The sequence below is a fragment of the Variovorax sp. PAMC28562 genome, assembly GCF_014303735.1.
In the GTDB taxonomy this organism is placed as follows: domain Bacteria; phylum Pseudomonadota; class Gammaproteobacteria; order Burkholderiales; family Burkholderiaceae_C; genus Variovorax.
Genome location: NZ_CP060296.1, coordinates 2,503,220 through 2,524,277 on the forward strand (window position 1 = coordinate 2,503,220; position 21,058 = coordinate 2,524,277).

Below are 21,058 nucleotides of genomic sequence, written 5' to 3' on the forward strand. Positions count from 1 at the left end.
GTAACAGGCAAAGCGAACGCAGCGCAAACCGTCTTGCGAACCGCGCCGAAATTACCAGCGCTCGTTCCAGGGGCGCAGGTCGAGTTCGTAGGTCCACGCGTCGCGCGGCTGCGTATGCAGGAACCAGTAGTTCTCGGCGATGTGGTCCGGGTTGAGGATCCCGTCCTGGTCTTTGGTCGCGTACTTCTCGGGGAAGTTGGTGCGGATGAATTCGGTGTCGATGGCGCCATCGACCACGACATGCGCGACATGGATGTTCTTCGGTCCCAACTCGCGCGCCATGCTTTGCGACAGCGCACGCAGTGCGTGCTTGGCGCCAGCGAACGCCGCGAAGTTGGCCGAGCCGCGCAATGCGGCGGTCGCGCCGGTGAAGATGATCGTGCCCCGCCCGCGTTCGCTCATGCGCCGCGCCGCTTCACGGCCGTTCAAGAAGCCGCCGAAGCAGGCCATTTCCCAGATCTTGTAGTACTTGCGCGCGGTCTCGTCGACCACCGGCGTAGGCACGTTGGCGCCGATGTTGAACACCAGCACCTCGACCGGCCCGATGTCGCGTTCGATGGTGTCGAACAGCGCGATCACTTCTTCTTCCTTGCGCGCATCGGAGCCAAAGCCATGCGCCTTGCCGCCGGTTGCCTCGATGCCTTCGATCAGCGGCTTGAGCTTGTCCGAATCGCGCCGCGTCATGCAGGCCGTGTAGCCACCGGCCGCGAAGCGTTTGGCGATGGCGCCGCCGGTTGAATCGCCGGCGCCGATGACGAGGGCTACTTTGGCGGGGGAGGTGTTGTAAGTCATGTTGTCTCCGATTCGTTATCGAGAAGCGCGACCGGTTTCAGCGGGTACGCTGAAGGCCAGCGCCCGAGCGGTTCGGTTTAAAGGGAGTGTTGGTGGAGAGGATGAGGATCGAACTCACGACCTCCGCATTGCGAACGCGGCGCTCTCCCAGCTGAGCTACCCCCCCAACAAGCAAGAAAAATTCTACTGCGATCGATCAGAATCTGCGCACGACTTTGCAAGACTTGGCTTGGCTCGACGGTGTCTACAACAACCGGGCGCTGGTGCCTGAGGGTGCGAAACGCCCTGTCGATTTCCGGCGTGCACGACCGTCGGCCGATTAAGCACACGCCGTTCCTGATGGACGCGCTGCGGCGGCCGAAGTCGATGCGCAGCGCGCAAGCCCGGCGCTGTTTCCTGCGCCCAAGGCGCGCACGCTGTATGCCGTGGCCGGCGTCGACGAGAGCGAAGCATTCGCCTCGCAAGCGCGCCTGATTCAGGACGCATGGGGCAAAGCCACCGTGCCGATCTGCGAGATCCTGCCAAGCCTGCATCACTTCAGCTTGCTCGATGCATTGATCGACCCAACGCACCGTCTGCACCAGCACGCATCTCGGTTGCTGGACGCGTGAGCCGTGTCGCCGCGGTCGTGGTCTACATCAGCAGGTGTTCGCCCGCGTTGTCCCCGCCGCCCAAGGTCACGTAGTTGACCTTGCGAATGTCCATCAGCTTCTGGCCGCCCGCGTAGCTGATCGAACTCTGCACGTCCTGCTCCATTTCGATCAGGGTGTCGGCCAGCTTGCCCTTGATCGGCTCCAGGATGCGCTTGCCTTCGACGTGCTTGTACTCGCCCTTGTTGTAGTCGCTGGCCGAGCCGTAGTACTCCTTGAAAAGTGCGCCGTCGACTTCGACCGTCTTGCCGGGCGACTCTTCGTGGCCGGCGAACAGCGAGCCGATCATGACCATCGACGCACCGAAGCGAACGCTCTTGGCGATGTCGCCGTGGTCGCGAATCCCGCCGTCGGCAATGATCGGTTTCGTCGCGACGCGGGCGCACCACTTCAACGCCGACAGTTGCCAGCCGCCGGTGCCGAAGCCGGTCTTGAGCTTGGTGATGCAGACCTTTCCCGGGCCAATGCCGACCTTGGTCGCGTCGGCACCCCAGTTCTCCAGATCGATCACCGCTTCGGGGGTCCCGACGTTGCCTGCAATGACGAACGATTTCGGCAGCTTCTGCTTCAGGTAGCCGATCATGTTCTTCACGCTGTCGGCATGGCCGTGCGCAATGTCGATCGTGATGTATTCAGGCACCAGACCCTCAGCGGCCAGCAGGTCGACGGTGTCGTAGTCGGCCTTCTTCACGCCCAGCGAAATCGAGGCAAAAACGCCTTGCGCCTGCATGTGCCTGACGAAGCGCACGTTGTCGAGGTCGAACCGATGCATCACGTAGAAGTAGCCGTTCTTGGCGAGCCACAGGCTGATGGTCTCGTCGATCACCGTCTTCATGTTGGCGGGGACCACCGGAATGCGGAAACTGCGGGGGCCCAGCGTGACGCTGGCGTCGCATTCCGAGCGGCTTTCCACGCGGCATTTGCGCGGAAGCAAGAGGATGTTGTCGTAGTCGAAGATCTGCATAACCAAGCTCCTGTGAAGGTCGTTTGAAATAACGAACGAGCGCTTGGTCCGGCCGGTTTAAAAAAACCGGGCGCAAGAAACTTGGGCCCGGTATCTGAGTTTACGCGGTCGTTCGGACGTGGGGCGATCGCATTTCATATAACCACCGTACGCTGCGGTTTCTACAATCGGGGCATGTTTATCGATCTCGCGACTGCCTCCGAATCAGCGGAATCGCCGCTGCTCCAGCACCTCAACCCCGAGCAACGCGCCGCCGTGGCACTGCCGGCCGGCAATGCCCTCATTCTGGCCGGCGCCGGCTCCGGCAAGACCCGCGTTCTCACTACGCGCATCGCCTGGCTGCTGCAAACCGGTCAAGTGTCGCCGGGCGGCATCTTGGCCGTTACCTTCACCAACAAGGCCGCCAAGGAAATGACCGCGCGGCTGATGGCCATGCTGCCGGTGAATGTGCGCGGCATGTGGATCGGCACCTTTCACGGGCTGTGCAATCGCTTGTTGCGCGCGCATTGGAAGCTGGCCGGCCTGCCCTCTACCTTTCAGATCCTCGACACGCAAGACCAGCTTTCGGCCATCAAGCGGCTGATGAAGCAGTACGCGGTCGACGACGAGCGCTTTCCGGCCAAGCAGACGCAATGGTTCATTGCCGGCGCCAAGGAAGACGGCTTGCGCCCACGCGATGTCGAAGTGCGCAGCGACGACGACCGCAAGAAGGTCGAGCTGTATCAGCTCTACGAAGAGCAGTGCCAGCGCGAAGGCGTGGTCGATTTCGGCGAACTCATGCTGCGCAGCTACGAGCTGCTGCGCGACAACGATCCGATTCGCGAGCACTACCAGCGGCGCTTCCGGCACATCCTGATCGACGAGTTTCAGGACACCAACCGCCTGCAATATGCGTGGATCAAGATGCTGTCGGGCAACATCGTCGACGGCACCTTCATCCCCGGCGACAACAGCGTGATCGCAGTGGGTGACGACGACCAGAGCATCTATGCGTTTCGGGGCGCGCGCGTCGGCAACATGGCTGATTTCGTGCGCGAGTTCCATGTGACGCACCAGGTCAAGCTGGAGCAGAACTACCGCAGCTACAGCAACATCCTCGACTCGGCCAACGAGCTGATCAGCCACAACAAGAAGCGGCTCGGCAAGAACCTGCGAACAGACCAGGGCCCCGGCGAGCCGGTGCGCGTGTACGAGTCGACCAGCGATTTCGCCGAGGCGCAATGGATGGTCGAAGAAATGCGCCAACTGGTGCGCGATGGCTTCGACCGAAAAGAGATGGCGGTGCTCTACCGCAGCAATGCGCAGAGTCGCGTGATCGAAACGGCGCTCTTCAACGCGGCCGTGCCGTACCGCGTCTACGGCGGCTTGCGATTTTTCGAACGCGCCGAGATCAAACATGCGCTGGCGTATTTGCGGCTGCTCGAAAACAAGGATGACGACACCAGCTTTCTGCGCGTCGTCAACTTTCCGCCGCGCGGCATCGGTGCCCGCACCATCGAGCAATTGCAGGACGCGGCGCGTGCAGCGGGCAAGTCGATGCATGACTCGGTCGGTGCAGTGGCCGGCAAGGCCGGCTCCAACCTGACCGGCTTCGTCGCCAAGATCGACGTGCTGCGGGAGCAGACGCAAGGCATCAGCCTGCGCGAGATCATCGATCTGGTGCTGGACCACAGCGGGCTTGTCGAGCATTACAAGGCCGACCGCGAAGGCGCCGACCGCATCGAGAATCTGGAAGAGCTGGTCAACGCGGCCGAGAGCTTCGTCACGCAGGAAGGATTCGGCCGCGATGCGGTGGCGCTGCCGATCGACGAGCTGCGGCAGTCGCTCGTCAGCCAGGGGCTCGACCCGAATTTGCCTGTTATCGATGAGCCGCTGGCGCCTGATTCGGAAACCGGCGAAACGCTGAGTCCGCTGGCCGCGTTCCTCACGCACGCGGCGCTGGAGTCAGGCGACAACCAGGCCAAGACAGGCCAAGACGCAGTGCAACTGATGACGGTTCATGCGGCCAAGGGCCTCGAGTTCGATTGCGTGTTCATCACCGGCATGGAAGAGGGCCTGTTTCCGCACGAAAACTCGATTAACGACTACGAGAGCCTCGAGGAAGAACGCCGGCTGGCGTACGTCGCGATCACCCGCGCCCGCAAACGTCTGTACCTGAGCCATTCACAGACGCGCATGCTGCACGGCCAGACGCGCTACAACGTGAGGAGCCGCTTCTTCGACGAGCTGCCCGAAGGCGCGTTGAAGTGGCTGACGCCGAAGAATCAGGGCTTTACGCCATCGGCGTTCGGCTATGGCGGCGGCTATGCGACGTCACGTCCGGTGGGCGGCGCTGGCTTCTCGAAAGATTCGTTCGCCAGCCCACCGGTGCCACCGCAAAAAACTGCACCGTCGCACGGCCTGCGCTCGGGTATGCAGGTGTTCCACAACAAGTTCGGAGAGGGCACCGTGCTGGGCCTCGAAGGCACCGGCGACGACGCGCGTGCACAGATCAACTTTCCGCGTCACGGCGTGAAATGGTTGGCGCTATCGGTGGCGAAACTCACCCCCGTTTGATGGGGGCACGCTCAGTCCGGGCTCGTTCGGCGTTCAGTCGGTATCGAAGCTGTCCCTGAAAGTGAACCACGTCGAGCTGAGCGACATCGCCGCCAGGATCAGCGCACTGCCGACCATCATCGCGCCGCCGACGGCCGAGGCGCCTTCGCCCATTCCCATGCCACCGAGCGCGACCAGCAGCGTTGCCATCAAGCCGAGCACGATGCCGCCGATGAGGAAAACGCCGAACCATGCCAGGCAAAACATCGCATAAGCACTGAAGTTGCGGAACAGCGCGACCAGGCTGAAGAACAGGCTCTTGACCGGTTCGACGCTGTGCCAATGCACCAGCGCCGGTGCGTGCCACATCGCAAGCGAGAGGGGCAGGTTGAGGCACATCACCAGCACGCGCGCTGTCTGGAACTGGGCACTTGCGGCAGCCTCGGGTGTGATGTCGGCGTCGAGCAGGTAGACCCTGGCCAATTGGCCGCCGTCGACCAGGATGGACAGCAACACGGCCGCCACGAAATACGCCGCCGAGATCAAGCCGAGCACCAGCATCGGACGCCACTTGCTGCGCATCGCAGAGAAGGCCGCGATGAACATGCCAGGTGCGGTCGGCTTCTGCGTGTCGTTGATGTACGCGACAGAAGTCGCGACCATCAGCCCCAGTGTCATGAAGGGCAGCAGCACGGGCGCGAGCAAGCTGCCAAGCAGCGGCACTTGGGAAACGGCCGAAATCGCCGCCATGAAGAGGAAGAAAAGAGAGACGAAGGCCAGCGGTTGCCGCCAGAAAGTCCGGAGGCCGAGCTTGACCCATTCGGCGCCGGTGCGGGCCGGCACGATGTGAAGTTTCATTGTTTCGAGGTCAGGCGGTAGCTGCTGCGGTTTGTGCCGTCGCGGGCGCTTCCACCGAAGTGAAGATCGGAATAAGAGCCGGTGTCGGGTCTGCTGCAGATATCGGCATCTGCAGCGCGTCGGGATGCCGCGCACGTTGGCGCAGCACCCGCTCGAAGTGGGTCGGGTCGTGCGGCTTCAGCATGCTGGCTGCGCGCGGCAGATGGTAGTCCCACAGCCGCGATATCCAGAAGCGCAGTGCGGCCGCGCGCAGCAGGGCGGGCAACAACGCGCGCTCGGGGCCGGTGAGCGGCCGCACGGTGGCATACGCGGCCAACAGCGCATCGGCCCGCGCCGCATCGTGCTCGCCGGTGGGAAGGTCGATCGCCCAATCGTTCAGGCACACGGCCAGGTCGAACAGCCAGGTGTCGGTGCCGGCGAAGTAGAAATCGAAAATGCCCGTCAGGCGTGGTGCGCTGCCTGGGCCGTCGCTGAATTCGCCGTCGCTGCATTCGCCATCGACCCCTGTAGCGAACATCGCGTTGTCGCGGAACAAGTCGGCGTGCACCGGTCCGCGTGGCAAAGCGGCGTAGCTCGACGACTCGGCCACATGGTTCTGGTACGCGAGTTCGCCGCGCAGCAATGCGGCCTGAGAGGCTTCGAGGTACGGCAGCACCACAGGCGCCGTGTCGTTCCACCAGGCGAGGCCACGCAGATTGGGCTGCAGGCGGTCGAAATCGCGTCCGGCCAGGTGCATTCGCGCCAGCATGTGGCCCAACTCGGCGCAGTGGGCCGCCGTGGGCGCGAGTTCGCTCTTGCCGGACAGTCGTTGCACCACGGCGGCGGGCTTGCCGTTCAGGGTGTGCAGCAGCGCGCAGGGTGCGATCGATGGCACTTTCAGCGCCTGGGTCTTGGCTTGTGCACCGAGTGCAGCAACGACTCCAATGGCGCCGGACACCACAGTCGGATCGGCAGCAGGCGCCGGCACCGGAATGCCGCGCTCGGCCAGATGCTTCATAAGGCAAAGGTAATACGGCAGCTGCTGAAAACCGAGCCGCTCGAACACCGTCAGGACGTATTCGCCCTGTTCGGTGGTCGCGAAGTAGTTGGTGTTCTCGATGCCGCCTTCGATGCCGCGCAGCTCGCGCAAGGCACCGAGCCCTAAGCGCCGGACAAGCTCGTCCGCGGGGTCGAATCCGACTTCAGTAAAGACCGCCACGGCGCTAGGCGTTCAGAACTTGAGGACGTTCCAGACGCGCGGCCCGTTGCCGTTGGTGTTGCTCGCGTCGTTGCTGCCGGGGCCGGATCCACCGGTTCCAGGTTGCAACACCTCGTACCCCGGCATGTTGGACTTGGGCTTGACATTGATGCTCTGCGTGCGGCCGCCGTAACGCACCTCGTCGACCGTGGCGCTGCTGTCTTCGACGTGGATGTTCTCGATCTTCTGGTTCTGCCGAGGCGAGGACTGCTCCTGGCTTTGCGCGGCTTCCGGGGCGGCGGGTGTCGCAGGTGCAGCGGCTGCCGGGGTTTGCGCCACCGCCATGGTCGCCAGGCCGAATGGCACCGCGCAGAGCACGAGGGCGACGGCGCGGCGGGCGAAGGAGGAATCGGTGGAGAACATGTATGCGATTGTAGGTGGCGTGTGCCCCCCTCAGTTGTAAGCAGGTGACATCGGCCGACGCCGAGCCGAGGCTCCGTCGATGCACCCGCCGCGCGCGGCAAAATGGTGAGATGACAGACAAGAAAACGCTGCTGCTCGTCGATGGTTCGAGCTATTTGTACCGCGCCTTCCACGCCATGCCCGACTTGCGCGCCGTGCCGGGCGACCCGACCAGTCCGGCCACCGGGGCCATCCGCGGAATGGTCAACATGATGCAGGCACTCCGGCGCGAGGTGCGCGCAGACTACGCCGCCTGCGTGTTCGACGCGCCCGGCAAGACGTTCCGAGACGACTGGTACCCCGACTACAAAGCGCATCGCTCGCCGATGCCGGACGATTTGCGCAGTCAGGTGCCGGCCATCCACGAGGTCGTGCAGCTGTTGGGCTGGACCGTACTCACCGTGCCCGATGTCGAGGCCGACGACGTTATCGGCACGCTGGCCCGCACGGCGGCGCGACAGTCGATCGAGGTGATCGTGTCGAGCGGCGACAAGGACATGAGCCAGCTGGTCGACGAGCACGTGACCATCATCGACACCATGAACGGCAAGAAGCGCGACATCGCCGGCGTGACGGCCGAGTTCGGCGTGCCGCCCCACCTGATGGTGGACTATCAGACGCTGGTCGGCGACACGGTCGACAACGTGCCCGGCGTCGCCAAAGTCGGGCCCAAAACCGCCGCGAAGTGGCTGATGGAATACGGCTCGCTCGATGCGCTGCTGCTGCACGCGGGCGACATCAAGGGCCAGGCCGGCGAGAACCTGCGCAACGCGCTCGATTGGTTGCCGCAGGGCAAGCGGTTGGTGACCATCCGCACCGATTGCGATCTGAACGGCCACGTCACCGGCCTGCCGTCGCTGGCCAGCATTGCCATCGGCGAGCAGCAGGTCGACGGCCTCAAGACCTTCTACGAAAAGTACGGCTTCAAGGGCTTGGTCAGGACGCTTGAAACGCATGCCGTGCCGCCCGAACTGATTGCTGAAAACAAGCAGCGCAAGGGCGATAAAAGTATTGCTGAAAGCAACAACGGCGACCTGTTTGCAGAGGGACAAGGATCGGGAGAAAGTTCCGTGCTCGACGCCAACGCGCTGGCCGAACCGGTCAGCAACCTGGCCTACGACACGATCCTGAGTTGGGAACTTTTCGACAGCTGGCTGGCGCGCGTCGAAGCCGCCGAACTGGTCGCGGTCGACACCGAAACCACGTCGCTCGACGCGATGCGCGCCGAAATTGTCGGCGTCAGTTTCAGCGTCAAGCCCGGTGAGGCCGCCTACATTCCGCTGGCCCACAACTACCCCGACGCACCGGCGCAACTGCCGCGCGACGAGGTGTTGGCCCGCCTCAAGCCCTGGCTTGAAAACGGCGCTAAACAGAAGCTCGGCCAGCACGTCAAATACGACCGCCATGTGTTCGCCAACCACGGCATCGAAGTGCAGGGCTACGCGCACGACACCATGCTGCAAAGCTACGTGATCGAAGTGCATCGGCCGCACGGCCTGGCCAGCCTGGCCGAGCGCCACCTGGGCCGCAGCGGAATCGACTACGAAGACCTGTGCGGCAAGGGCGCGCACCAGATCTCGTTCAGCCAGGTCGACATCGCCAAGGCCGCCGAATATTCGTGCGAAGACTCGGACCAGACGCTCGATGTGCATCGCGTGCTGTGGCCGCTGCTCGAAGCCGATGCCAAACTGCGCTTCATCTACGAGCTGGAAATGCGCAGCAGCGAATCGCTCTACCGCATCGAGCGCACCGGCGTGCTGATCGACGCGCCGATGCTGGCCACGCAAAGCCACGAGCTCGGCCTGCGCATCATGGCGCTGGAGACCGAAGCCTATGAACTGGCGGGCCAGCCCTTCAACCTCGGCTCGCCGAAGCAGATCGCCGAAATCTTCTTCACCAAACTCGGCCTGCCGGTGGTCAAAAAGACACCGAGTGGCGCGCCCAGCACCGATGAAGAGGTGCTCGAAAAACTTGCTGAAGACTTTCCGTTGCCGGCCAAGATTTTGGAGCATCGCGGCCTGTCCAAGCTCAAGGGCACCTACACCGACAAGCTCGGCCAACTCGCCAACCCGCGCACCGGCCGCGTCCACACGCACTATGCGCAGGCCGTGGCCGTGACGGGTCGCCTCAGCAGCAACGATCCGAACCTGCAGAACATCCCCGTCAAAACCGCCGAGGGCCGGCGCGTGCGCGAAGCCTTTGTGGCGCCGGCCGGTAGCGTGATCGCCAGCGCCGACTATTCGCAAATCGAGCTGCGCATCATGGCGCACCTGAGCAGCGACGAGTCGCTGCTGCGAGCCTTTACCGATGGCATCGACGTGCACCGCGCCACCGCCGCCGAAGTCTTCGGCGGCACGCCCGAGCAGGTGTCGAGTGAGCAGCGCCGCTATGCCAAGGTCATCAACTTCGGCTTGATCTACGGCATGAGCAGCTTCGGGTTGGCGCGTAATCTGGGCATCGAGACCAAGGCGGCAGCCTCGTACATCGAGCGCTACTTTGCGCGCTATCCGGGTGTGAAGGCGTACATGGACGAGACCAAGCTCACAGCCAAGGCGCAAGGGTATGTCGAGACCGTGTTCGGTCGGCGGCTTTACCTGCCGGAGATCAACTCACCCAATGGCCCGCGCCGAGGCGGGGCTGAACGTGCTGCCATCAACGCGCCGATGCAGGGCACGGCGGCCGACCTGATCAAGCTGAGCATGGTCGAGGTGCAGCGCGTGCTCGACGCCGAGGAGCGTGCGACGAAGATGATCATGCAGGTGCACGACGAGCTGGTGTTCGAAGTGCCGGAGGCAGAGGTCGAGTGGGTACGCACCGAGGTGCCGAAGATCATGGCGGGGGTCGCGGCGCTCAAGGTGCCGCTGTTGGCGGAAATCGGCTTCGGGCCGAACTGGGACAAGGCGCATTGATGCAAGGTGCATTGATCGATCGACATCGCCGCGACCTTGAACGCGCGGTTGCTCGGCCTCTATGGCGGCAAGGACGGGGGCATCCCGCTTGACAGCATTGATAAGATGAAAGTAGCTTTGGCGACTGGAAGTGCGGGAGCCAAAACTTCCGAATTTGTGGTGTTCCCGGAAGCCGGCCACGCGGTTCATGTGGGCTACCGGCCGAGTTATGTGCAAGGTCCGGCGGAAAGCCGATGGAAGCGCGACGTGGCGCGGTTCAAGGCGCACGGCGTGACCTGACGCCGTCGACTTTTCGGTCCGATCGACTATCGAAGCCGTCCCTCGGGGCGGCTTTTTTTATTTTTAGAAGAGCCATGAACCTGATTGCAATCATCGCGGCGACGCTGGTCTCCGGCATCGGCAGCGTCTGGCTGGCCGCTTTGCTGATGCGCGTCGGCGTGCGGCGCGACGCCGGCGGCGTCAATCCGCAGCACCTGTTGAGTCTTGCCGCCGGCGCGCTGCTCGCGACCGCCTTCATGCACCTGCTGCCCGAGGCCTTCGAAAGCGGCATCGAGCCGGCGGTGCTGTTCGCGGTGCTGCTGTTCGGGCTGGTGTTTTTCTTTCTGCTCGACAAGGCGGAGCTGTGGCACCACGGGCACGAGCATCACCAGGCGGATGCGGACGTCCATGATCACGGCGATCACAGTCATGACCATTCGCATGGGCACGACGACACGCACGACCACGGACGTCCTCCCAAGGCCGGCGGTTGGGCCGTGCTCACCGGCGACAGCGTGCACTGCTTCGGAGACGGCATCCTGATCGCCTCGGCGTTTACCGCGGACTTGAAGCTGGGCCTGGTGGCCGCAGTGGCGGTGCTGGCGCACGAAGTGCCGCACCACATTGGCGACCTGGTCGTGTTGCGGCAGAGTTCGCCCAACCCGCGTGCTGCGCTTCTCAAGGTGTCGCTCGCCGGCACCATGACCGCGCTCGGTGGCATCGCCGGCTGGTGGCTGGTAGACCAGCTTCACGCGTGGCTGCCGTACTTTCTGGTGCTGGCCGGCAGCAGCTTCGTCTACGTCGCGCTGGCCGATTTGATTCCGCAATTGCAGCGGCGTTTGCCGGCGCGCCAGACGGCGGCGCAAATCGTGTGGCTGGTGGCGGGGATCGTGCTGGTCACGCTGGTGAGCCGACTGGCGCACGGCGAGCATGCGGGTCATGGCGATCACCAGGCGCATGGCCACGAACAGGGTGCGGTGCGGTTCCTGATGCCCGACGACATCGCACTCGCACGGCCTTTTCCGACATCGATTCTTCCCCGCGGCTGAATCGCCAAAGTCGGCCGGCGGGTGCACTATGCGTCCACGTGCTTCGATTTCTGAAGCCGCAGTCAAAGGAGAGCCGAACATGCCCAACGTGGACCCCACCCGCCGCTCTGGCGAACCCACCGACATCCCCAAAGACGCACCGTTGCTCGGAGAGGAATTCGATTCGCCGGAGAACGAAGGCATGGACGAGCTTGAAGAAGAGACGGGCCTCGACCTGAGCGAGGCCAGCGGGCTCGACGCCGACAACGTGCCGTCGGACGAAGAGAGCGACCGGGTGCTGAACGCGCCGGACTGAGCGACTAGCGCCTTCTGCCACAGACGCGCGGCGCCGTCAACGCACTGAACCAGGCGGTCGTGGGAATGCCGCAAACGCTCGACGGATTGGGCAAGACCCTTGCTGGCGCAGCGGCTGGTGTGGTGCCGAAAGCGATGGCCGGCACCGTCTGCCATGGCCGGTGTGGCTGCTTCAGCACCTTCCGATCCTGCAGGTGATCCCGGCATACGCCGTCGGCATGAGCGTGCGGCCGCAACGCGTGCGGCGCTGAGGTGCTGCGGCGAGCGGGCGCGGTAGCGAGATGCCCTCGGCGTGCCGCGCTCGTTTCGGCCCGACCTACATCGCTAGCGCGCCGCCAACGAAACGCGGTTCTGCGAGCGATGGCACTGTCGGTCAGCGATTCGGATCGTCAGGGCGGCCACCCGGAGGCCGCCCTGCGGCACGTACCTGTTGCTCCTGCGCGCGGCGTTGTTGCTGAGCTTGCGCTTGCTGCTGCGCCTGCTGCTGCTGGGCTTGTTGTTGCTGTTGTTGCGCCTGCTGCTGCATCTGCATCTGAGCTTGTTGTTGTTGTGCGTGAGCCTGCGCCTGCTGCGCCTGCTGCGCTTGTTGAGCCTGCGCTTGTTGCTGGCGGATCTGGGCTTGCGCCTGCTGTTGCTGTTGCGCATGAGCTTGGGCCTGCTGTGCCTGTTGCGCCTGAGCTTGTTGTTGCCGTTCCTGAGCTTGAGCCTGTGTTTGTTGTGCCTGGGCCTGGGCCTGCTGCTGACGCGCTTGAGCTTGTTGGGCTTGTTGCGCTTGCTGTGCCTGCGCTTGCTGCTGATTCACCTGAGCCTGCTGACGACGCGCTTGCTCTTGCTGCTCTTGCTGTTGGCGTGCCTGCGCTTGTTGTGCTTGCTGGGCCTGGGCCTGCTGCTGACGCGCTTGAGCTTGTTGGGCTTGTTGCGCTTGCTGTGCCTGCGCTTGCTGCTGATTCACCTGAGCCTGCTGACGACGCGCTTGCTCCTGCTGCTCTTGCTGTTGGCGTGCCTGCGCTTGTTGTGCTTGAGCTTGCGCTTGTTGTGCTTGCTGGGTCTGAACCTGCTGCGCACGTTGACCTTGTTCCTGCTGGCGGCGTGACTGTTCTTGTGCAGCCTGCTGCTGCTGTTGCTGCGCCTGTTGTCCTTGCTGCTGTTGACGGCGCGCCTGCTCCTGCTGCTGCTGGACTTGCTCGCGCCTCGCCTGATCCTGTTGTGCCCGCTGAGCTTGTTGCTGCTGGACCTGCTGCGCTTGCTGTTGATTCACCTGCGCCTGCTGGGTCTGCTGTCGACGTGCCTGCTCCTGTTGGCGAAGCTGCGCTTGTTGTGCTTGCTGCTGCGCTTGCGCTTGCGCCTGCGCCTGCATCGCTTGTTGCTGTTGCTGTTGCTGCCCTCGTGCTTGCTGCGCCTGTACCTGTTGCGCTTGCTGCGCTTGCTGAATCTGCAACTGCTGTTGGGCCCTTTGCGGATTTTGCTGGGCTTGCTGGACCTGCTGCTGTTGCGCGATCGCTTGAGCTTGTTGAGCCTGCTGTAGCTGTAGCTGTATCTGCTGCGGTCCGCGTGCGTTGCCGCCTCCCGCAAACTCGGCGCGCGGAATGTAGGTCGACTGGTTGTAGACCACGGCCGGCCGGTCGAAGCCGCGAACGCCTTGCGGTCGATTGCCATCGCGGTAGGCGTCAGGGCGTCCCCAGTTCATGCCCCACGAGTTCCAGCCCCAGCCGTGGCGCTCCAGCGCAGAGCCGACCACCACGCCCAGGCCAAAAGTCACCGCACCCGCCGCGGCGATCTGCCCATTCGAATAGCGAGGATCGCGCTGTTCGACATACACCGGCGGCGCGTAGGCATACCCTGGGTACGCCGCGACCGGCTCGCCATAGATGACTTCCGGGTCGTAGCTCGGCACGTAGACCACGTCGGGCTGCGCGGGCTCGATGGTGATGTACTGCGGCGGCGGCTCGATGACGGCCGGTCCGGCGTAATAAACAGGGGCGTTCGGGTCGGGCGTGTAGTTGGCGGGCGCCGATGCAGTCGCTACGCGCAGCTTGGGCGTGCTTCTTAGTTGACCTGCACGCGATGCGCGCTGACGCATGACCTGGATCGCATTCATCACGTCGTCCGGGTCGTTGTAGTAGGCCTGTCCCAGGGCGGTGGTCCATGGCAGGTTCTTCGCCATCTGGTCGAGCACGCGCTTGAATGCGGTGAGCGACTTGATGCTCGGGTCCCAGGATTGCCGCTCGGCGGCATCGGCCAGCGGACCGGCCTTCAACCCACCGTTCTGCACGATCCACGCATCGGCCGCAGTGACTTGGTCGGGGTAGGTCGAGCCGGCCAATACCTGCGCGACAAGCTTGTCCGGATACAGCGCGATGGGCGCGACCATTTGGTACAGCTGCTCGGCACCGGGAGGCACGTAGACGGGTGCTGCGGGTGCGCTAACCGGCTGGGCAACGATGGACGGCGCCGGCGTTTCGACCGCGGGCGTGGTCGCAATGTTGGGCGCGGCGGCCGGTGCCGATAGGCTGCCGATCTTGTCGCATCCGGCCAGCATCAACGCCGCAATGCAGAGTGCTGCGATGGCGGTCTTGGCGCTTTTGAAGCCTTTTGTCAGGCCTGGAGAGGTTTGGTTCATGGAGCGCTTTCTGAAGAGCGAGGTGCTCCCCAATCAACGTTCACCGTAGCGCGCTCGCCGACGCAGGATGTGACAGTGCGTATCGGCCGCGCCTGTCGTTCAGCTTTACGGCGCGGCGCCCTGGCGCGTCGGCAGGCCCGGCGTGTTGCTCCATTCGCTCCAGCTGCCGGCATACAGGCCGGTCGGACCCAGCCCGGCAATTTCCATCGCCAGCAAATTGGGCAGCGCGCTCACGCCGCTGCCGCAATGGTGAACGACGGTGGCGGCGTCGCGGCCGGCAAGCAACGCTTTGAATTCCGCCCGCAGCTGGGCCGCCGGTTTGAACTTGCCGTCGGGGCCGAGGTTGTCGCTGAAAGGCCGGTTCAACGCGCCTGGGATGTGGCCGGCAATCGGGTCGAGTGGTTCGACCTCGCCGCGATATCGGGCACCGGCGCGTGCATCGATCAACGTCCGTGATCCGTCGCCGAGATGCGCCAGCACTTCAGCCGTTTGGACCAGCGCAAGGCGGGGCGCGCTCGCGACAAAGTTGGACTGGAAACGTGCCGGCTCTTCGCGTTCGGTCACCGCGCCGCCTTCGGCTTGCCAGGCCTGCAAGCCTCCGTCGAGCACCGCGACGGCGTCATGGCCTATCCACTTCAGCATCCACCACAAGCGGCCGCAATAGTTGGCACCGTTGCGGTCGTACACGACAGCCTGCATGTCGTCGCGGAAGCCAACGCTCGACAACCAGGACACGAATTTTTCGCGGCTCGGCAAAGGGTGGCGCCCGCCCGACGACGGCTTGCCTTCGTCGTTCGCGACCAACACGGTGCCGTCGCTGCTCGGGGCGCCGTGCGGTGCGCTCAGGTCGGTATCGAGGTTGGCATAGACCGCGCCGGGGATGTGCGAGGCGCCGTACTCCACAGCGCCTGCCTCGGGTTGCATCAGCGCGAAGGTGCAGTCGAAAATCATCATCGCTGCGCCCGCTGTTTGCAGTGCTTGCGTTTGCTCGACGGAGATCAGGGTTGCGTACATAAAAGTCCTTCGCTCTTCTTCAGCTTCTTCGATGTTGTCAGTGTTCTTCAGCCGGCGCCTTCGGCAGCGAGCGTTGGCGCAGCACGGTCGCTGCGATGCCGCTCGCTACGATCAGCGCCATTCCGGCCCAGCCCGCGCCGTCGATGCGGTCCCCGAATACGAGCACGCTGTAGATGCCTGAAAACACGATGCCCGAATATTGCAGGTTGGCGACCGTCAGCGTACCGCCTTCGGTCTTGGCGCTGGCGTAGGCGCGGGTCATGCAGAGTTGTCCGAGCGACGCCAGCACGCCGACCGGCAGCAGCCATATCGCGTGCATCCAGTCCCATGTCGAAAAGCCGGTCGTCAACGCCGCCGCCAGACCCACCACGGCAGAACCAACCGCAAAATAAAACACCGTGCGGGTCTCGGGTTCGCCCAGGCGAGAGAGCGCGACGACCTGCATGTAGGCGAAGGCGGCGGTCAGCCCGGACATCAAGCCCATCAAGCCGGCAAAGCCCTGGTTGTCGCCGACGGTAGGCTTCAGCACCATCACCACGCCGCAGAAGCTGGCGATCACGGCCAGCACCAGCGGACCCTGTAGTGGCGGCTTGGGCAGGCTGCCGTCGCGACCCGGCACCGGCACCCAGGCGAGCAGTGCGCCCCCGACCAGAAACACCGCTATCCAGATGCTGCTCATGTAGTTGAGCGTCATCGCGGTGGCGAGCGGCATGTGGGCGATGGCGTAGAACCAGGCGCCAAGCGAGAGCACGCCGACCGTGCTGCGCCATGCGTGCATGCCCGGGTACTTCGTCGCGAGCGAGACGCCGCGGCTTCGGGCGATCGCCGCCAGAAAAACGATGCCGACCATGCCGCGATAGAAGACCAGTTCAGAGCTGGAGAACCAGGCCGATGCGATCTTCACGCAGACGCCCATGCTGGCGAACAGCAGCGAGGCCAGCACCATCCATAGCGCCTGCATCAGCGCGGCTGCGTCGTGGTGTGCATCTCCCGCCGATACCACTCGTGAAACTGCTGCATGCCGTCTTCCATCGGGCTCTGGTAAGGCCCGCTCTCGTCGTCGCCACGCAGCATGAGCGCGCGCCGCCCGGCATCCATGCGCTCGGCGATCTCGTCGTCTTCGACGCAGGTTTCCATGTAGGCGGCCTGTTGCGCTTCCACGAACTCGCGCTCGAAAGCGACGATTTCTTCAGGGTAGAAAAACTCCACCATGTTGAGCGTTTTCGTCGGACTGATCGGGTGCAGCGTCGACACCGTCAACACATGCGGATACCACTCGACCATCACGTGCGGGTAGTAGGTGAGCCAGATCGCGCCGTACTTGGGCGGCTTGCCTTCTCGGTACTTCAGCAGTTGCTCCTGCCATTTTTGATAGACCGGGCTGCCCGCGCGGCCCAGCCGATTGGCGACGCCCACCGTTTGCACCGAGAAATGCCGGTTGAACTCCCAGCGCAAGTCGTCGCAGGTGACGAAGCTGCCGAGACCCGGATGAAACGGGCCCACGTGATAGTCCTCGAGGTAGACCTCGATGAAGGTCTTCCAGTTGTAGTTGCACTCGTGCAGTTCGACCCGGTCGAGCGCGTAGCCGGTGAAGTCGAGGTCGGCACGCGGGCCCAGGCTCGCCATGTCGGCAGCGACGTCGCGGCTCGTGCCATCGGCACTCGCATTGCGCTCGAACAGCAGGCCGTTCCACTCGGTCAGTGGGTAGTTGTGCAGGTTGAGGCAGGGGTCCTGGTCGAAATGCGGCGCGCCGATCAGCGTGCCGGTGGTTCGAGGGTCTGCAGCGGCGTAGGTCCAGCGGTGCAGCGGGCAAACGATGTTGCCGCCGGCTTGCGAGGCGAGCTGGCCGCGGCCCTGCAGGATCAGCGCCTGCCGATGGCGGCACACGTTCGAAATCAGCTCGATGCCCTTGGGCGTATGCACGAGTGCGCGGCCGTGGTGTTCCTGGGGCAGCGTATGGAAGTTTCCCGGCTCGGGCACGGCCAGGCTATGGCCGACGTAGCGCGGGCCTTGGGCAAACAACGTTTGCAGCTCGCGGGCGTAGAGCGCCTCGTCGAAGTACGCAGAAACGTGAAGGGGGCTAGCGGCCTGCTGCAGTTGAAGACTTAAATCAGACATGGGAGACCTGACCAAGCTCCCCACAGGGAGAGAAAAAGATGAACGGATAAACCGTCGGGCAGGGGCGCGATTGTACCTGCCGCCCCCAAATCGTGCCCCGACCTAAAATGCCTTACCCCGACCGGGCTATCTTCCAGCTTCTCCACACGAACAATCGATTTCCGCATGCCCAAGGTGCCTTCTCTCCAGCCAGTCACGATCGCGTTGCCCGCAACCTACGAAGCCGGCGTTCAGGAGCTCGAACAGTTGGTAGCTGAGCTCGAATCGGGCCAGTTGCCGCTCGACCAGTTGTTGGTCAGCTACCAGCGCGGCGCGGCCTTGCTGACGTTCTGCCGCGACAAGCTGCAAGCCGTCGAAGACCAGATCAAGGTGCTCGACGCTGGCAGCCTTAAGGTGTGGACCGCCGAATGAGTTCGCACTCAGCGATGACAGACCCTTCTGCTCTGCCCGCCGTGCGGTGGGATGCCGCGCGCCTCGCCGCCTGGAGCGAGCCGCATCTGGCTAACGTCGAGGCGGCCCTGTCGCGTTGGGTCGGCGTCGATGCGCCGCTGCTGCTGGGCGATGCGATGCGGTACGCGGTGCTAGACGGCGGTAAGCGCCTCCGGCCGCTGCTGGTGATGGCGGCCTGCGAGGCCGTGCACGGCCGGCCCGACGCCGCCCTGCGCGCCGCCTGTGCCGCCGAGCTCATCCACGCCTATTCCCTCGTGCACGACGACCTGCCGTGCATGGACAACGACATTCTTCGCCGCGGCAAGCCCACGGTGCACGTCAAGTTCGGCGAGGCCGATGCGCTGTTGGCCGGTGATGCGCTGCAGGCGTTGGCGTTCGAGCTGCTGACTCCCGACGCCGATGACCCGAACGCTGTTGGCGATGCGGTACCTCCGGTGATGCAGGCCCTGCTGTGCCGCCTGCTGGCACGTGCCGCCGGCAGCCAGGGCATGGCCGGTGGGCAGGCCATCGACCTGGCCAGCGTCGGGCGCTCGCTCGACGAGCCGCAACTCCGCGAAATGCATCGCATGAAGACCGGCGCGCTGCTGCAAGGCAGCGTCGAGATGGGCGCGGCGTGCGCTGCCAGCGTGCCCGCGCCTGCATTGGCCGCGATGCGCGACTATGGCGCTGCTATCGGGCTCGCATTCCAGGTGGTCGACGACATCCTCGACGTCACTGCCGATTCGCACACGCTTGGCAAAACCGCCGGCAAGGATGCAGCCAGCGACAAACCCACTTACGTCTCCTTGCTTGGCCTCGACGGCGCACGTGCGCAGGCGCAACAACTTCTCACTGCGGCCCTGGCGGCGCTCGAACGCAGCGCATTGCCCGACACCAACGCGCTGCGAGCGCTGGCCCATATGGTCGTCGATCGCGACCGATAACAACAACTCTTCATGGCTCCGCTGCTCCCCACTCTCCACGACCCGTCCCCGATCCGCGAATATGACCGCGCGCAGTTGCAGCAACTGGCCGACGAGGTGCGTGCCTGCGTGCTCGACAACGTGTCGCGCACCGGTGGCCACCTCAGTTCGAACCTGGGCACGGTGGAGCTGACCGTCGCGCTGCACCACGTCTTCAACACGCCGCACGACCGCCTGGTGTGGGACGTGGGTCATCAGACCTATCCGCACAAGATCCTGACCGGCCGGCGTGAGCGCATGCCGACGCTGCGGCAGCAAGGCGGCATCTCAGGCTTTCCGCAGCGCAGCGAAAGCGAGTACGACACCTTCGGCACGGCGCATTCGTCGACCAGTATTTCGGCTGCGCTCGGCATGGCGATGGCCGCCAAGCAAAAGGGCGAAGACCGCCATGCCGTGGCGATCATCGGCGACGGCGCACTCACGGCCGGCATGGCTTTCGAGGCGCTCAACAATGCAGGCGTGGCCGACTGCAAGCTGCTGGTGATCCTGAACGACAACGACATGTCGATCAGCCCGCCGGTCGGTGCGCTCAACCGCTATTTGGCGCAGCTGATGAGCGGCAATTTCTACGCCGCCGCGAAGAACGTCGGCAAGAGCGTGCTGCGCGGCGCGCCGCCGTTGTTCGAGCTTGCCAAGCGCTTCGAGCAGCATGCCAAGGGCATGGTCGTGCCAGCCACGCTGTTCGAGCAGTTCGGCTTCAACTACGTCGGCCCGATCGATGGACACGACCTCGATTCGCTGGTGCCCACGCTCGAGAACCTGAAGCATCTGCACGGCCCGCAGTTTCTGCACGTCGTCACCAAAAAGGGCCAGGGCTACAAGCTGGCCGAGGCCGATCCCGTGGCCTATCACGGCCCTGGCAAGTTCGATCCGAGCATTGGCATCGTCAAGCCGACCACGCAACCCAAGCAGACATTCACGCAAGTCTTCGGCCAGTGGCTGTGCGACACGGCCGCGCAGGACGGTCGCCTGGTCGGCATCACACCGGCGATGCGCGAGGGCTCGGGGCTGGTCGAGTTCGAGCAGCGCTTTCCGGATCGCTACTACGACGTCGGCATTGCTGAGCAGCACGCCGTCACTTTCGCGGCCGGCCTGGCTTGCGAAGGGCTGAAGCCGGTCGTGGCCATCTACTCGACCTTTCTGCAGCGTGCCTACGACCAGCTGATCCACGACGTTGCGATCCAGAATTTGCCTGTCGTATTCGCGCTCGATCGCGCTGGGCTGGTGGGCGCTGACGGCGCCACGCACGCAGGCGCCTACGACATTCCCTTCTTGCGCTGCATCCCGAACATGAGCATCGCTTGCCCGGCCGACGAGGCGGAGTGCCGCCAGCTGCTCACCAGCGCATACGAGCAGAACCACCCGGTGGCGGTGCGTTATCCACGCGGCGCCGGCGCGGGCGTTACGCCGCACCTCACGCTCGATGCGCTGCCTTTCGGCAAGGGCGAAGTGCGCCGCATGGGCAAAGGCATCGTGATCCTCGCTTTCGGCACGTTGCTGTATCCAGCGCTGGTCGCGGCCGAGGCGCTCGACGCCACGGTCGTCAATATGCGCTGGGCCAAGCCGCTGGACGTCGCGTTGCTGAACGAAATGGCGAAGTCGCACGATGCCATCGTCACCCTCGAGGAGGGCGCGATCATGGGCGGCGCGGGTAGCGCAGTGCTCGAGGCGCTGCAAGTGGCCGGCCTTCAGAAGCCTGTGCTGCAGCTCGGCTTGCCCGACCGCTTCATCGAGCATGGCGATCCGGTCAAGTTGCTGTCGGGGCTCGGGCTCGACGCGGCAGGCATTCAAGCGTCTATCGAGGCGCGATTCCCGGTCGAAGCCACAGCGCTGAGCTGACACGTTGACGAGTTGATCCGGTCCGCGGCGTTCCTGCGTCGCCCAGAACGTCCTCGGATTCGCCGCGGCGAAATCCCGCTCGGGCGCGCGGTGGGCGGTTTTTACAA

Annotated in this window: 17 protein-coding genes, 1 tRNA gene and 1 pseudogene; 9 read left to right on the plus strand and 10 right to left on the minus strand. The window is 64.3% G+C overall.

Going from position 1 to position 21,058, the window contains the following annotated elements; translation table 11 throughout:
- Window positions 1-51 precede the first annotated feature (51 nt).
- Both H7F36_RS11810 and H7F36_RS11815 read right to left on the minus strand, forming a co-directional pair.
- On the minus strand, window positions 52-792 hold the full coding sequence (locus H7F36_RS11810; protein ID WP_187051010.1) for an SDR family oxidoreductase: 741 nt from the start codon (window positions 790-792) through the stop codon (window positions 52-54).
- 90 nt (window positions 793-882) lie between these two features.
- Window positions 883-958 (minus strand) — tRNA-Ala (locus tag H7F36_RS11815).
- A 259-nt stretch (window positions 959-1,217) separates the two neighbouring features.
- Here H7F36_RS11815 and H7F36_RS11820 point away from each other — a divergent pair.
- Window positions 1,218-1,403 carry a hypothetical protein gene (locus tag H7F36_RS11820; RefSeq protein ID WP_187051011.1) on the plus strand — a complete coding sequence of 62 codons (186 nt, stop codon included), beginning with the start codon at window positions 1,218-1,220 and terminating at the stop codon, window positions 1,401-1,403.
- A gap of 22 nt (window positions 1,404-1,425) precedes the next feature.
- Here the strand turns inward: H7F36_RS11820 and H7F36_RS11825 are convergent, their stop codons facing one another.
- On the minus strand, window positions 1,426-2,406 hold the full coding sequence (locus H7F36_RS11825; RefSeq protein ID WP_187051012.1) for a GMP reductase: 981 nt from the start codon (window positions 2,404-2,406) through the stop codon (window positions 1,426-1,428).
- A gap of 174 nt (window positions 2,407-2,580) precedes the next feature.
- Between H7F36_RS11825 and H7F36_RS11830 the strand changes: the two genes are divergently transcribed.
- Window positions 2,581-4,962: a UvrD-helicase domain-containing protein gene (locus H7F36_RS11830; protein ID WP_187054937.1), complete on the plus strand. Its 2,382-nt coding sequence runs from the start codon at window positions 2,581-2,583 to the stop codon at window positions 4,960-4,962.
- A gap of 33 nt (window positions 4,963-4,995) precedes the next feature.
- Here H7F36_RS11830 and H7F36_RS11835 read toward each other — a convergent pair whose 3' ends face one another.
- Genes H7F36_RS11835 through H7F36_RS11845 form a run of 3 tightly spaced genes read right to left on the minus strand, consistent with a single transcriptional unit; the run spans window position 4,996 to window position 7,399 of the window.
- The gene (locus H7F36_RS11835) at window positions 4,996-5,799 is read right to left on the minus strand and encodes a BPSS1780 family membrane protein (RefSeq protein WP_187051013.1); all 804 of its coding nucleotides are present in this window, start codon (window positions 5,797-5,799) and stop codon (window positions 4,996-4,998) included.
- Between the two features lie 10 nt (window positions 5,800-5,809).
- Window positions 5,810-6,997, minus strand: a complete 1,188-nt coding sequence (locus tag H7F36_RS11840) for a homoserine kinase (protein ID WP_187051014.1) — start codon at window positions 6,995-6,997, stop codon at window positions 5,810-5,812.
- Between the two features lie 12 nt (window positions 6,998-7,009).
- Window positions 7,010-7,399, minus strand: coding sequence for a hypothetical protein (locus tag H7F36_RS11845; protein ID WP_187051015.1), 390 nt, complete (start codon window positions 7,397-7,399; stop codon window positions 7,010-7,012).
- 110 nt (window positions 7,400-7,509) lie between these two features.
- Between H7F36_RS11845 and polA the strand changes: the two genes are divergently transcribed.
- From polA to H7F36_RS11865, 4 genes and pseudogenes are all read left to right on the plus strand, one after another.
- Window positions 7,510-10,347 carry a DNA polymerase I gene (polA, locus tag H7F36_RS11850; RefSeq protein WP_187051016.1) on the plus strand — a complete coding sequence of 946 codons (2,838 nt, stop codon included), beginning with the start codon at window positions 7,510-7,512 and terminating at the stop codon, window positions 10,345-10,347.
- 18 nt (window positions 10,348-10,365) lie between these two features.
- Window positions 10,366-10,626, plus strand: a pseudogene (locus H7F36_RS11855) (dienelactone hydrolase family protein); the annotation flags it as partial.
- A 74-nt stretch (window positions 10,627-10,700) separates the two neighbouring features.
- A complete protein-coding gene (locus H7F36_RS11860; protein WP_187051017.1) occupies window positions 10,701-11,654 on the plus strand; it encodes a ZIP family metal transporter in 954 nt (317 codons plus the stop codon).
- Between the two features lie 79 nt (window positions 11,655-11,733).
- A complete protein-coding gene (locus H7F36_RS11865) occupies window positions 11,734-11,949 on the plus strand; it encodes a hypothetical protein (RefSeq protein ID WP_187055154.1) in 216 nt (71 codons plus the stop codon).
- A gap of 372 nt (window positions 11,950-12,321) precedes the next feature.
- Here the strand turns inward: H7F36_RS11865 and H7F36_RS11870 are convergent, their stop codons facing one another.
- From H7F36_RS11870 to H7F36_RS11885, 4 genes are all read right to left on the minus strand, one after another.
- The gene (locus H7F36_RS11870; RefSeq protein WP_187051018.1) at window positions 12,322-14,568 is read right to left on the minus strand and encodes a DUF3300 domain-containing protein; all 2,247 of its coding nucleotides are present in this window, start codon (window positions 14,566-14,568) and stop codon (window positions 12,322-12,324) included.
- 105 nt (window positions 14,569-14,673) lie between these two features.
- Window positions 14,674-15,582 (minus strand): sulfurtransferase, encoded by a 909-nt coding sequence (locus H7F36_RS11875; RefSeq protein ID WP_187051019.1) that lies wholly within the window; start codon window positions 15,580-15,582, stop codon window positions 14,674-14,676.
- A 37-nt stretch (window positions 15,583-15,619) separates the two neighbouring features.
- The gene (locus H7F36_RS11880) at window positions 15,620-16,543 is read right to left on the minus strand and encodes a DMT family transporter (protein WP_187051020.1); all 924 of its coding nucleotides are present in this window, start codon (window positions 16,541-16,543) and stop codon (window positions 15,620-15,622) included.
- On the minus strand, window positions 16,543-17,700 hold the full coding sequence (locus tag H7F36_RS11885) for an aromatic ring-hydroxylating oxygenase subunit alpha (protein WP_187051021.1): 1,158 nt from the start codon (window positions 17,698-17,700) through the stop codon (window positions 16,543-16,545). The genes H7F36_RS11880 and H7F36_RS11885 overlap by 1 nt, the downstream gene beginning before the upstream one ends.
- Window positions 17,701-17,865: 165 nt before the next feature.
- Between H7F36_RS11885 and xseB the strand changes: the two genes are divergently transcribed.
- The 3 genes from xseB to dxs are packed head-to-tail and all read left to right on the plus strand — an operon-like array spanning window position 17,866 to window position 20,951.
- A complete protein-coding gene (gene xseB, locus H7F36_RS11890) occupies window positions 17,866-18,111 on the plus strand; it encodes an exodeoxyribonuclease VII small subunit (RefSeq protein WP_187051022.1) in 246 nt (81 codons plus the stop codon).
- Window positions 18,112-18,125: 14 nt separating this feature from the next.
- Window positions 18,126-19,073, plus strand: a complete 948-nt coding sequence (locus H7F36_RS11895; RefSeq protein WP_410003020.1) for a polyprenyl synthetase family protein — start codon at window positions 18,126-18,128, stop codon at window positions 19,071-19,073.
- A gap of 12 nt (window positions 19,074-19,085) precedes the next feature.
- Window positions 19,086-20,951 carry a 1-deoxy-D-xylulose-5-phosphate synthase gene (gene dxs / locus H7F36_RS11900; protein WP_187051024.1) on the plus strand — a complete coding sequence of 622 codons (1,866 nt, stop codon included), beginning with the start codon at window positions 19,086-19,088 and terminating at the stop codon, window positions 20,949-20,951.
- Window positions 20,952-21,058: the final 107 nt, after the last annotated feature.